At 70.1% G+C, this 11,452-nt stretch carries 10 protein-coding genes; 9 read left to right on the top strand and 1 reads right to left on the bottom strand.

The genetic code is table 11. The annotated features are described in order from the left end of the window. Nucleotides 1-7: 7 nt before the first annotated feature. Together lptC and ACS5PM_RS10585 are read left to right on the top strand one after the other, a co-directional pair. Nucleotides 8-712, top strand: coding sequence for an LPS export ABC transporter periplasmic protein LptC (gene lptC, locus ACS5PM_RS10580; RefSeq protein WP_439387575.1), 705 nt, complete (start codon nucleotides 8-10; stop codon nucleotides 710-712). Continuing rightward, nucleotides 709-1,488, top strand: a complete 780-nt coding sequence (locus tag ACS5PM_RS10585; RefSeq protein ID WP_439387576.1) for an SDR family oxidoreductase — start codon at nucleotides 709-711, stop codon at nucleotides 1,486-1,488. Before lptC ends, ACS5PM_RS10585 begins: the two co-directional genes overlap by 4 nt. A 142-nt stretch (nucleotides 1,489-1,630) precedes the next feature. Here ACS5PM_RS10585 and rbp read toward each other — a convergent pair whose 3' ends face one another. Continuing rightward, nucleotides 1,631-2,125 (bottom strand): RNA-binding regulator, encoded by a 495-nt coding sequence (gene rbp, locus ACS5PM_RS10590; protein ID WP_439387577.1) that lies wholly within the window; start codon nucleotides 2,123-2,125, stop codon nucleotides 1,631-1,633. Nucleotides 2,126-2,418: 293 nt separating this feature from the next. Between rbp and ACS5PM_RS10595 the strand changes: the two genes are divergently transcribed. From ACS5PM_RS10595 to ACS5PM_RS10625, 7 genes are all read left to right on the top strand, one after another. After that, entirely contained in the window at nucleotides 2,419-3,060 is a 642-nt protein-coding gene (locus ACS5PM_RS10595; protein ID WP_439387578.1) for a MarC family protein, read from the top strand. Nucleotides 3,061-3,064: 4 nt separating this feature from the next. After that, entirely contained in the window at nucleotides 3,065-3,784 is a 720-nt protein-coding gene (locus tag ACS5PM_RS10600) for a winged helix-turn-helix domain-containing protein (protein ID WP_439387579.1), read from the top strand. A gap of 6 nt (nucleotides 3,785-3,790) precedes the next feature. Beyond that, on the top strand, nucleotides 3,791-5,251 hold the full coding sequence (creC, locus tag ACS5PM_RS10605) for a two-component system sensor histidine kinase CreC (protein ID WP_439387580.1): 1,461 nt from the start codon (nucleotides 3,791-3,793) through the stop codon (nucleotides 5,249-5,251). Nucleotides 5,252-5,339: 88 nt separating this feature from the next. Next, nucleotides 5,340-6,752: a cell envelope integrity protein CreD gene (creD, locus tag ACS5PM_RS10610; RefSeq protein ID WP_439387581.1), complete on the top strand. Its 1,413-nt coding sequence runs from the start codon at nucleotides 5,340-5,342 to the stop codon at nucleotides 6,750-6,752. Between the two features lie 34 nt (nucleotides 6,753-6,786). Beyond that, nucleotides 6,787-8,466, top strand: coding sequence for a GMC family oxidoreductase (locus tag ACS5PM_RS10615; protein ID WP_439387582.1), 1,680 nt, complete (start codon nucleotides 6,787-6,789; stop codon nucleotides 8,464-8,466). A 339-nt stretch (nucleotides 8,467-8,805) separates the two neighbouring features. After that, complete coding sequence (locus ACS5PM_RS10620) at nucleotides 8,806-9,567, top strand: TSUP family transporter (RefSeq protein WP_439387583.1); 762 nt, start codon at nucleotides 8,806-8,808, stop codon at nucleotides 9,565-9,567. A gap of 100 nt (nucleotides 9,568-9,667) precedes the next feature. Then, nucleotides 9,668-11,368, top strand: coding sequence for an AMP-binding protein (locus ACS5PM_RS10625; RefSeq protein ID WP_439387584.1), 1,701 nt, complete (start codon nucleotides 9,668-9,670; stop codon nucleotides 11,366-11,368). Nucleotides 11,369-11,452: the final 84 nt, after the last annotated feature.

The following is an 11,452-nucleotide window of genomic DNA, read 5'->3' on the forward strand; positions in this document are numbered from 1 at the left end:
CAAGGGCGTGACGGCTGAGCTGCACCTGCCGGACCTGCCGGAAGTCCCGGTCGCGATCGGCATCGCACCCGAGACCACCGAGACCCGGGAGCGGCGACGGCGCGAAGCCTTCAGCGTCCGCCTGCGCGGCATGCTCACGACCTACCTTCCGGTGCTGCTGATGAGCGCGTTGGCGGCCGCGACGTGGTGGCTGGCGCGCTACTCGCCGCGCTCGCCGGACGAGCGCTCGGCCCAGGCCGTGCGCCACGATCCGGACTACACCGCCGAACGGGCGAAACTGCAACGCTACAACCCCGACGGGCAACTGATCGCGCAGGTCGAGGGCGAGCAGGTGCGCCACTTTCCGGACACCGACGAGATCGAGGTCGACACCGTGCGCCTGGCGACCGCGGGTGCGGACGGTCGCCGCACCGAGGCCACCGCGCGCCAGGCCCTGGCGGCAGGCGATGGATCCCGCTACAGCCTGCAAGGCGGCGCCCACGTCGTTTCGACCGGCCCGGACGGCCGGCAAGTCGATATCACCGGCGAGCACCTGCTGGTGCTCGCCCAGCAGCGGCAGGTGCAGTCGGACAAGCCGGTCACCGTGCGGCAGGGCGGCAGCGTGCTGGTGGCCGATGCCATGGACTTCGACGAGGCGACGCAGTTCGTCACCTTGCACGGCCGCGTGCGCGCCACGCTGCTGCCACTGGATGTGAAAGCGACGGCCAAGTGAACACCGCGCCGCTGGCGTTCATCACCGGCGCCTCGAGCGGCATCGGCCAGGCGCTCGCCGCGCGCTACCACGCGGCGGGTTGGCGCCTGGCGCTGGTGGCCCGGCGCACCGAGGCGGTGGCATCGTGGGCCACTGCGCAGGGGTTCGCGCCGGAGCGCTGGAAGGTCTACGCGGCCGATGTCCAACAGGTGGAAAGCATCGTCGCCGCCGGCCGTCAATGCGTGGCGGAGCAGGGCCTGCCCGAAGTGGTCATCGCCAGCGCGGGGATCTCGGTGGGCATGGACACGGCCGAGCAGGAAGACCTGCAGGTCATGCGCGAGACGCTCGACACCAACGTGCTCGGCCTCGCGGCCACCTTCCATCCCTTCCTGGCGGCCATGCGTGAACGCGGCCACGGCACCCTGGTGGGCGTGGCCAGTGTGGCCGCCATCCGCGGCCTGCCCGGCCACGGGGCCTACTGCGCCAGCAAGGCAGGCGTGGTGGCGTATTGCGAGAGCCTTCGCGGGGAGTGCCGCGGATCCGGGGTGCGTGTGGTGACGCTCGTCCCTGGCTACATCGCCACGCCCTTGACGGCAGAGAACCGCTACCCGATGCCGTTCCTGATGCAGCCGGCGGAGTTCGCGGAGCGCGCCTTCCGTGCCATCGAGGCAGGCACCAGCTATCGGGTCATCCCGTGGCAGATGGGGGTCGCCGCCAAGCTGCTGCGAATGCTGCCCAATCCGCTTTTCGACAGGCTGCTCGCCGGCCGTGGCCGCAAGGCGCGGCGAGAACCCTAGGATCCGCGGATTTCGCGGGCATCAAAGCAAAAGGGCGCTGCGATCTCTCGCTAGCGCCCTTTCCTGCCGGTCATTCCGGCCGAGTCATCTGGCGGCTCTTCGAGCAGCTCCGGCTCGGCCGACGTGCCGAGCCCTGGGTCAATCAGTAGCCGCTGCTGCCGCCGCCGTAGCCGCCGCCACCACCGCCACGGTTGCCACCGCGGCCGCCGCCACCGTAGGGGCTGCGGCCACCGCCGCCACCACCACCGTAGCCGCCACCACCGCCGCCGCCGTAGCCGCCGCCACCACCGCCGCTGCCGCCGTAGGGGCTGCGGCCACCGCCGCCACCACCGTAGCCGCCGCCGCCGCTGCGGCTGCCACCACCGCCGCCGAAGCCGCCCGGACGCTCTTCACGGGGGCGGGCTTCATTGACGACGATCGCGCGGCCTTCCAGGGTCTGGCCGTTCATGCCGTTGATGGCGGATTGCGCCTCGGCATCCGAGCCCATCTCGACAAAGCCGAAGCCTTTCGACCGGCCGGTGTCGCGGTCCATCATGACCTTGGCGGACGTGACGGTGCCGAACTCGGAAAACGCTTGTTGCAGGGAGTCGTCACGCACGCTGTAGGCGAGGTTGCCGACGTAAAGCTTGTTTCCCATGGGGGAAGCTCCTCAATCGCTCACTAACAAAAAGACCATGTGGAGCTTCAACCCAGCGTGAACCCATCAAGCAAAGGTGCCGCGTCCATACACAGCGAAACCGGGGGCTTTGAACGATTGTCCAGTGGAGGCCCCCCAAACTATTATGGGACTATTTCCACGGCCACCACAAAGCGCCGGCGGCCAAAGTGTCGTATTTCCGCGGCGGGACCGCGAGTCCCTCGGGCTTCCCCTGAGCCCCATCCCCCACGAATGAGGGGATGACCGTCCCGGGTCGCACCACAATGCGGCGCATGGACCTTCTCAAACCCCTGATCGCCCTGCTGGCCATCGTCAATCCGATCGGGGCGGTGCCCTTCTTCCTGCACTTCACGCAGAACTTCAGCGCGGAACAACGAAGCCACACCCGGCGCGTCAGCGCCACGGCGGCCTTCCTGGTGATCTCGATCAGCGGTCTCGCGGGGCTGAAGATCATCGAGTTCTTCGGCATCACCATCGCCAGCTTCCAGGTCGGCGGCGGCCTGCTGTTGCTGATGTCGGCCGTGCACATGCTCAATGCCCAGCAGGCCGAGAGCCGGCCCGACGATGTCCATCAGGGCCAGGAGAAGGCCGAGGCCGGATCTTCCATCGCCGTCGTGCCGCTGACCATCCCGTTGCTCACCGGCCCGGCGACCATTTCCACAATGGTCATCTACGCCGAAAAGACCAAGACCTTCTGGCAGCACGCCGCTCTGGTGGGCTATGGCGTGGTGATCGGCCTGGCCACCTACCTCGTCTTCCTCGCGTCCGACCGGATTGCCCGTGTCCTGGGGCAGACCGGCATCAGCGTGATGACGCGGCTGATGGGCCTGATCCTGGCCGCGATGGCAGTGGAGTTGCTGGCCGACGGCCTGCTCAAGCTGTTCCCGGTGCTGGGCGGCATCCGGATGCCGTGAACGCGTGAGCGTCTCCCTGCCCGCGCCGCGCATCCTGCTGCTGGAGGACGATCCGGCCATCGCGGGCACCGTCGCGTTCGTCTTCGAGCGCGAGGGCTGGCGCGTGGAGCAGGTGCTGCTGGTGCGCGAGGCGGATCGCCTGGCGCGCGCCGATCCGCCGGCGCTGGCGGTGCTCGACGTGGGCCTGCCAGACGGCAATGGCCTCGCGCTCTGCCGCGCCTGGCGGGCGGGCAGCGAGCCCCGCCTTCGCACCCTGCCGGTCGTGATGCTGACCGCCCAGGGCGAGGAGATGGACCGGGTGCTCGGCCTGGAGGCGGGGGCCGACGACTATGTCGCCAAGCCTTTCAGCCCGCGCGAGCTGGTGGCGCGGGTGCGCGCGCTTTTGCGGCGCGCCGCCTGGACGCCGCCGCCCGCGGCGCCTGCGGCCATGCTGGAGCTCGACGGCCAGCGTGCCTGGCTGGGCGGCCGGCCGCTGGATCTCACGCGGCTGGAGCTGGGGCTGCTGCAGGCCTTGTGGCGTGCCGAAGGCCGCATCAGGAGCCGCAGCGCCCTGTTGGACGAGGTGTGGGGTCCGGACTGCGAAGCCAGCGACCGCACGGTCGACACGCACGTCAAGACCTTGCGCGCCAAGCTGCGCGATGCGAGGCCCGACCTCGACCCCATCGTGACCCATCGCGGCCTGGGCTATGCGCTCGAGCTGGTGTCGCGCACACCACCGCGCTGAGGCGCCATGCACCTTGGCCTGCGGCTGTTCTTCGGCTTCCTGGTCATCACCGGCCTGGCAGCCTTCTTCGTCATGCGGGTCTTCGTCGCCGAGGTCAAGCCCAGCGTGCGCGAGGTGATGGAAGACATCCTGGTCGACACGGCGAACCTGCTGGCCGAAGAGGCGGCCGCCGACCTGGCCGCCATGCCGCCCGGCGGCGACCTGAGCGGCAGCCGCTTCGCCGCGGCGGCACGGGCCTACGCCGGACGCAGCATCGATGCCCAGATCTGGGGCCTGCACAAGCGGCGCCTGGACCTGCGCATCTACGTCACCGATGCCGCGGGCCGCGTGGTGCTCGACGAGGGCGCCGGCCTGGCGGCCGGCGGGGCCCTCGGCGCCGACTACTCCCGCTGGCGCGACGTGGCCCTCACCCTGCGCGGCGACTACGGTGCCCGCGCCACGCGTGAGCTGCAAACCGACGAATCCAGCTCGGTGATGTACGTGGGCGCACCGGTGCGAGCGGCCGATGGACAGGTGCTGGGCGTGCTGACGGTGGCCAAGGCCCAGTCGACGATCGCGCCGTTCGTGGAGCGGGCCGAGCGCAAGATCCTCGTCGCCGGCGCCTGGCTGCTCGGGCTGTCGCTGGCGGTGGGCGTGGCCGTCACGCTGTGGGCGGTGTGGGAGGTGCGGCGCCTCAGGCGCTATGCCCAGCAGGCCGGCGCCGATCAACCCGCCGTGGCGCCCCCTCGGCTGCCCGGCGAACTGGGCGACCTGGCACGGGCCATGGGAGCGATGCGCGAAAGGCTGGATGGCCGCGCGCAGCGCGAGCAGTTCGTGCGCGCCCTGACGCACGAGCTCAAAGGGCCGCTGACGGCCATCCGCGGCGCGGCGGAATTGCTGGAGGATCCGGCGCTGGAACGCACGGAACGCGAGCGCTTCGTGGCCCAGGTGCAGGAGCAGGCCGACCGCCTGCGCGAGCTCGTCGATCGCCTGCTCGAGCTGTCCAAGCTGGAAAGCGCCGGGCCGGCGCGTTCGCGCGAGCGCGTGGGCCTGGTGGCGCTCACCGAGCGGGTGCTGGCCGACCATGGCCCGACGTTGCAGCAGCGTCGCTTGCGGGTGCAGTGGCTGGTGCGCGATGACAAGTTGACAGTCCAAGCAGACCCGGCGCAACTGGCCTTGGCCCTGTCCAACCTGCTGGCCAACGCCATCGATTTCGCCCCTGCAGCCTCGACGCTGGAGCTCACCACGATGGTCGAGGCGGAGCACGTCGTATGGCGCCTGCGGGACCATGGTCAAGGCGTGCCTGACTATGCGTTGCCTCACCTGGGCGAGCGCTTCTACGCCACTGCGCGGCCTGGCGGCACGCGCAAGGGCAGCGGGCTGGGCCTGGCCATCGTGCGGCAGGTGGCCGCGCTGCATGGCGCAGAGCTCCGCATAGCCCCGGCATCGCCCGGCCTCGAGGTCACGCTGGCCCTGCCACGGGCCTGACTTCACGCTCGCTTCACGCAGCCCATCACCGCTTCACCGGCCGGGGCGAGCCTGCGCCCTTCATCGTTTCGAACGGAGGAAGAGGCTCGTGAAAACCTTGTCGCAATCACCGTGGGCCAAGCTGATGGCCATAGGCGCCATCGTCGGCATCCTGACGCTGGTGCTGGCCCGCATCGGCTGGCTGGTCGACGAACGCCGCGGCCGGCAGCTCGAGGCCATCCAGAGCGTGCAGCAATCCCAGGCCGGCGCCCAGGCCGTGCTCGGGCCGTGGCTGCATCGACGCTGCACGGAAGAGTGGGAGACTGATGTCGGCGAAGGCAAGGAGCGCCGGCAGCAGACGCAGCGGCGCGAGTTCACCCTCGACCTGGCGGCCACCCGCCTGCACGTGGCCAGCCAGGCGATGGCCGAGACCCGGTACCGTGGTCTGTTCAAGGTCAACGGCTACCTGGGCCGCCTGGCCTTCGATGCCGACTGGGCGAACCTCGCCGCGCTGGAGCCTACAGGCAGCGTGCGGGGCTCGCGTCTCGCGTGCGAGCCGGTGGAGCTGCTGCTGGCGATCACCGATACGCGTGGCGTCCAGCGTGCCGAGCTGCAGCTCGATGGGCAGTCCTTGCCGGTGGCCGCCGGCACCGGGCACCCGAAGTACGCCCGCGGCCTGCATGCCGCGCTGCCTGAACGGGCGAAGGCCGAGCCGCTGAAGGCACATCTCGCGATCGACTTGCGCGGCACGGGCCGGCTCGACCTGGTGCCTGCCGCCGGCCAGACCGAGTGGGACCTGCGCGCCGACTGGCCGCACCCGTCTTTCGGCGGGCGCTTCCTGCCCGCGGAACGAGAAGTGGCCGAAGGCGGCTTCCACGCCGTGTGGCGGGTGTCCGAATTGGCGAGTTCCGCCCCGCGCGACCTCGTCGAAGGAACGCCCTTGTGCGCGGGCCGGGTGGACGCCTCGGCGGCCTACGACGACGGCACGGTCGATCGCTCCGCCGCCCCGTGCCTCGACTCCCTCGCCGTCACCTTCATCGACCCGATCAATCCCTACGTCCTGGCCGACCGGGCGACCAAGTACGGCCTGCTGTTCGTCGTGCTGACCTTCGTCGCCGTGGCGCTGACCGAAGTTCTGGCGAGACCGCGCGTGCGGCGCATTCACCCGGTGCAGTACGCGCTGGTGGGCTTGGCGCTGAGCCTGTTCTTCCTGCTGCTGCTGGCCTTGTCCGAGCACCTGAGCTTTGAATGGGCCTACGCTGCGGCGAGCCTCGGGTGCGCGGGCGTGCTGGCGTACTACGGCAGCCACCTCCTCGGGGGATGGCGCGGTGGCCTCGGCTTCGGCGCCGCGCTCGCCGCGATGTATGGCCTGCTGTACGTGCTGTTGACCCGCGAGCAGACGGCGCTGGTCGTTGGCGCGCTGGGCTTGTTCGCGCTGCTGGCGGTGGTGATGGCGCTGACGCGGCGCATCGACTGGTACCGCCTGTTCGACGATTTCAGCGCTCCCGCGGCGGTGCGCTGAGAATGTCGCCTTCCACGTCCCAAGGAGTGCACCGGTGGAAGGCGACAGCCCGACCTACGACCACGTCATCGTCGGCGCCGGCACCGCGGGCTGCCTGCTGGCGAACCGCCTGTCGGCCGACCGCTCCCGCCGCGTGCTGCTGATCGAGGCCGGCGGCGCCGACGACTACCTGTGGATCCACATCCCGGTGGGCTACCTCTACTGCATCGGCAACCCGCGCACCGACTGGCTCTACCAGACCGACGCCGATCCGGGGCTGAACGGCCGCCGGCTGCGCTACCCGCGCGGCAAGGTGCTGGGCGGCTGCTCCAGCATCAACGGGATGATCTACATGCGGGGCCAGGCACGCGACTACGACGGCTGGGCCGCCGAGGTGGGTGATGCCAACTGGCGCTGGGAGCATTGCCTGCCGCACTTCAAGCGCCACGAGGATCACTGGCGTGGCGAGGATGCGATGCACGGCGCGCCCGGCTTCGATCGCACCGGCGCGCGAGCGGGCGGCGAATGGCGGGTCGAGCGCCAGCGCTTGCGCTGGGACGTGCTCGATGCCTTCGCCGCCGCCGCCCAGCAGGCCGGCATCCCGCCGACCGCGGACTTCAACCGCGGCGACAACGAAGGCGTCGGCTACTTCGAGGTCAACCAGCGCGGCGGCATCCGCTGGAACGCGGCCAAGGCCTTCCTGCGCCCGGTGATGTCCCGCCCCAACCTCCAGGTGTGGACAGGGGCGACGGTCAGCCGCCTGCTGCTCGAACCGGGCCCGGACGGCCGGCCTCGCGCCGTCGGCGTCGAGGTCCTGCCGCTCGGCGGCGGTGCGCCCCTCACGGCACGCTGCCGCGGCGAGGTGGTGCTGGCCGCCGGGGCGATTGGCACGCCGCAGATCCTGCAGTTGTCGGGCATCGGGCCGGGCGATTGGCTGCAGCCGCACGGGATCAAGCCGCTCGTCGATCTGCCGGGCGTCGGCGCCAACCTGCAGGATCACCTGCAGATCCGCGCCGTGTTCGCCGTGGAGGGCGTGAAGACGCTCAACACCTTGTCCGCCCGCTGGTGGGGCAAGGCCATGATCGGCCTGGAGTACGCCATGAAGCGCAGCGGCCCGATGAGCATGGCGCCTTCGCAGCTCGGGGCCTTCACCCGCTCCGACCCGATGCGCGAGCATCCCAACCTCGAGTACCACGTGCAACCGCTGTCGCTGGAGGCCTTCGGCGAGCCGCTGCACGGCTTCAACGCCTTCACCGCCAGCGTGTGCAACCTGAACCCGGAGTCGAGGGGGCGGGTGCGCATCACCTCGCCGCGGCCGGAAGACGCGCCCTCGATCCTGGCCAACTACCTCTCGACGCCGGGCGACCGGGAGGTCGCCGCCCAGTCGCTGCGGCTGACGCGGCACATCGCGTCCATGCCTGCGCTGGCGCGCTACCGGCCGCGCGAGGTCAAGCCGGGCACCGAGTACGAGACGGACGAGGAACTGGCGCGCCTGGCCGGCGACATCGGCACGACCATCTTCCACCCGGTAGGCACGGCCAGGATGGGCCGCGAGGACGACCCGCTGGCCGTGGTGGATGCACGCCTGCGGGTGCGCGGCGTCGGCGGCCTGCGGGTGGCCGATGCCAGCGTCATGCCCACCATCACCAGCGGCAACACCAACTCGCCGACCCTGATGATCGCGGAGCGGGCGGCCGAATGGATGCTGACCCGGCCGCCCGCTACACCGCGATGACCCTTGCGGCACGGGGAAAGCACGGATGCGAAAAGTGACAGCGCACCCTTATAGTGCGCCCACTTTCGGTCGTCATTGCCCTGTGCGAGTGCACGACTGAAGGGGGTCCGAGGAGACAAGTCCGGGCCAGCAGCACAACATATCGAAGGCCCCCGCGCGCCGCCATCCAGAAGGCCGCGAGAGTGACCATGGAAGAATGCAAGGGCGCCAGCCAAACGCTGGCGCCCTTTGCTTTTGTGAGCCCCCGAGGCGCCGGCGAAGCCGAGCCCGTCCCCCCAAGGGGGAGCGGCCGCCCTATCCCCCGCGCCAACGGCCGTCGCAGGATGGCCTTCGCTGCCCATGTTCGACCTGGTTGTCGTCGCGTTTGCTTCCCTCTTCGCCGGGCTGATCGACGCCATCGTGGGCGGGGGCGGGCTGATCCTGGTCCCGGCGCTGTTCGCCACCTATCCGGGCACGGCGCCGGCCACGCTGCTGGGCACGAACAAGGGCGGGGCGATCTGGGGCACGGCGTGGGCGGCGGTCCAGTTCACGCGCCGCGTGTCCCTGACGGCGGCCACGATGGTGCCGGCCATGGGCGCCGCGCTCGTCGGGAGCTTCGTGGGCGCCTGGGCGGTGACACAGGTGGATGCGTCGATGCTGCGCCGCGCGCTGCCTGTGGTGATGCTGGCCATCCTGCTGTACACCCTGGCGCGCAAGGACCTCGGGCGCCACCATTTGCCGCGTTATGCCGCCGCGCAGGAGCGCCTGGTGGCCGGCGGCATCGGCCTGGTCATCGGCTTCTACGATGGCTTCTTCGGCCCGGGCACGGGCAGCTTCTTCGTCTTCCTCTTCGTGCGCCTGCTGGGCTTCGACTTCCTGCATGCCTCGGCGGCGGCCAAGCTGCTCAACACGTCCACCAATTTCGCAGCGCTGGTGCTTTTCGCCTGGACGGGGCACGTCTGGTGGGCCGCGGCGGCCGTCCTGGCGGTGGCCAACGTGGCCGGCAGCCTGATCGGCACCCGGCTGGCGCTCCGGCACGGCGCCGGCTTCGTGCGGGCCGTGTTCATCGCGGTGGTGGGCGCGCTGATCCTGAAGACGGGCTACGACGCCTTCCTGCGATGAGGAAGGCGCGACAGCGCGGCTGCGGTGAGGGTTCGCGCCGATGCCGGGCGCGCGGGGGGCTGGCTACCCTGATCGGTCCAGCCCTTTCCCTGCGCCTGCGATGAGCTCCAACGACACCTCCTTCGGCCTGCCCATTCCGGACTCGGCCCTCGCGCTGCAACGCCTGTACCACTGGGAGCGCACCGCGCCCGACCGCATCGCCTGCACCCAGCCCATGGGCGGCGGGGTGGTGCGCGACGTGACCTGGCGCGAGATGATGGACCAGGCCCGCCGCCTCGCCGGCCACCTGAAGGCCCAGGGTTTCCCGCCCGGCTCGAAGATCGCGCTGCTGTCGAAGAACACCGTCTGGTGGCTGATCAGCGACTATGCGATCTGGCTGGCCGGCCACGTCTCGGTGCCCCTGTACCCGACGCTGGCCGCCGAGACCATCCGCCAGATCCTGCAGCACAGCGAGGCGAAGCTGCTCGTCGTCGGCAAGCTCGACGGTTTCGAGCACATGAAGGCCGGCATCCCCGCCGGCCTGCCGTGCATCGCCACACCGCTCGCACCGCCCAACGACTATCCGAAGTGGGACGAGGTACTGTCCAAGGCAACGCCCTTGACGGGCGAGCCGACGCGGCCTGCGGACGAGCTGGCCACCATCATGTACACCTCCGGCACCACCGGCGTGCCCAAGGGCGTGATGCACAGCTTCGGCACCTTTGCATGGTCCATTCTTTCGGGCCTGGACCGGGTGAACAAGATCGACCAGAACACCCGCATGCTGAGCTACCTGCCGCTGTCGCACGTGGCGGAGCGCACGCTGGTCGAGCACGGCCAGCTGGCCACGGGCATGCGTGTGTACTTCGCCGAAAGCCTGGAGACCTTCACGCTTGACCTGCAGCGCGCGCGACCGACGGTGTTCTTCTCGGTGCCGCGGCTGTGGGTGAAGTTCCAGCAGGGGGTGAACGCCAAGATGCCGCCGGCCAAGCTGGAGCGGCTGCTGAAGATCCCCATCCTCGGCGGCATCGTGCGCAAGAAGGTGCTCGGCGCGCTGGGTCTGGATCAATGCGTGCTCGCCGCCGGCGGCGCGGCGCCGATGCCGCCGGACCTGCTGCGCTGGTACGAGCGCCTGGGCCTGCCCATCGTCGAGGTCTACGGCATGACCGAGAACTGCGGTGTCAGCCACGCCACGATGCCAGGCCATCCGCGGCCGGGCACGGTGGGTGTTCCCTACCGCGGCGTGCAAAGCCGCATCGACCCGAACAACGGCGAGATCCAGGTCAAGTGCCCGGGCCTGATGTTGGGCTACTACAAGGAGCCGGAGCTGACGAAGCAGTCCTTCACCGAGGACGGCTGGCTGCACACCGGCGACAAGGGCCAGCTCGACGGCGAGGGCAACCTGCGCATCACCGGCCGGGTGAAGGACCTGTTCAAGACGAGCAAGGGCAAGTACGTGGCGCCGGCGCCGATAGAGGACAGGCTGGTGATGCACACGTCGGTCGAGGCCTGCTGCGTGACCGGCGCCAACCTCGGCCAGCCTTTGGGCATCGTCATGCTGAACCCCGAGGCGGCCAAGGCAGCGGCCAACGGCGGCCGTACCGATCTCGAGGCCTCGCTGGCTGCGCACCTGAAGTCCGTCAACGCCGTGCTCGACCCGCACGAGCAGCTCGACTGCATCGTCGTCGTGAGCGAGCCGTGGACGGTCGACAATGGCGTGATCACGCCGACCTTCAAGGTCAAGCGCAACCGTATCGAGGAGCTGTACTCGTCGAACTACGAGCGCTGGGTCGGCAGTCACCAACCGGTGCTCTGGGCTTAGGAGCCCGAAAGGGCTCCTAAGCCTGCGGCCGAATGTCGGGCTCCTCCAGCCTCCTCCGGGAGGAGGCTCCAGCATGTTTGACCA

The sequence above is a fragment of the Ideonella flava genome (genome assembly GCF_051857595.1).
GTDB lineage: Bacteria > Pseudomonadota > Gammaproteobacteria > Burkholderiales > Burkholderiaceae_C > Ideonella.

Excerpts from the sequence above, each read along its gene's own strand:
- rbp (WP_439387577.1), bottom strand. The coding sequence starts at position 2,125 with ATGGGAAACAAGCTTTACGTCGGCAACCTCGCCTACAGCGTGCGTGAC.
- ACS5PM_RS10595 (WP_439387578.1), top strand. The coding sequence starts at position 2,419 with ATGGACCTTCTCAAACCCCTGATCGCCCTGCTGGCCATCGTCAATCCG.
- creC (WP_439387580.1), top strand. The coding sequence starts at position 3,791 with ATGCACCTTGGCCTGCGGCTGTTCTTCGGCTTCCTGGTCATCACCGGC.
- ACS5PM_RS10620 (WP_439387583.1), top strand. The coding sequence starts at position 8,806 with ATGTTCGACCTGGTTGTCGTCGCGTTTGCTTCCCTCTTCGCCGGGCTG.
- ACS5PM_RS10625 (WP_439387584.1), top strand. The coding sequence starts at position 9,668 with ATGAGCTCCAACGACACCTCCTTCGGCCTGCCCATTCCGGACTCGGCC.